1 pseudogene is annotated in these 969 nt (G+C 42.6%); it reads left to right on the forward strand.

The window, feature by feature from the left end:
- Positions 1-969: pseudogene (locus AB4486_RS22885) on the forward strand (hypothetical protein); the annotation flags it as partial.

The raw sequence follows: 969 nt of genomic DNA on the forward strand, positions 1-969 counted from the left end.
GAAGTCACTCGAGTCCTCGAGGAAGTCGTAAAAAATATTGAAGCAGCTGGAGATAACTTCAACCCAAGCGATATTGCTGGCAGTATTAATCGCGATCACATCGCCATTGATGACTCTAATCTCGAAGATAAAATTAAAGAAAATGAGGCAAATAAAGGCTCTAAGCAAGCCGACCTCGCGAAGCTTATCAAAACAGACGGTATCAATTGGTTTGGCGGCGATAATGACACTGGCAAAGATTTAGTAGTTGCCTATGGAACATTGAAGTCTGATGCAGATAACTCAGTTACCGATACCAGTTATATTTATGATTACTTTGCTGAGCAATTTGTTGAGTTTGAATATACCCCTGACACAAATAGCATGGTGTTAGGACAAAACGGTTGGGAAGCGAGCGATGATACCTTAACCAGCATTAAGCCGAACGAAGACGGCAGCTTAACTCTAGAATCTAGAAGCTCGATTTTTAGTGAAGTTGCTAGCGCCAAGCAATTAGATATCAGTGGGCTCAATGTTCGTTCAATCATGGATCAAACGGATGATGAGAACGTTTGGTCTAACATTATGCCAGTAGGTTTAAAATTCCCTGACAACACAACCGCATATAAATTGTCTGTAGAAGACATCAGCGACAACATTTATACCTTTTACAAGGGGGATTGGTGTGCTGAGTATAGCCCTGACCGCTATGAGGCACTCAATAACTCGTGCAACGGCATTAGCGCCTTTAAGAATGGCAGCGATACATGGCTTGCCACTTTGGCATCGACCATTGCTGACGATGAATCAGACCGTCATGACACAGCGTCTAACAATCATGCAGACTTAATCCCAATGGCAGGCATGGAAAGTGCTGAAATATTTGCACAGCTGCTTTCTAACGGCACCGTGGTTTATTATTCAAGAGCGTGGAATTTAGATTCTACATTCTCCAAATTGTCAGAACTCGGTTCGTGGAAAGATGAATCC

Origin of the sequence: Vibrio sp. 10N.222.55.C6, assembly GCF_041473395.1 — a bacterium.
GTDB classification, from domain to species: Bacteria; Pseudomonadota; Gammaproteobacteria; order Enterobacterales; family Vibrionaceae; genus Vibrio; species Vibrio crassostreae_C.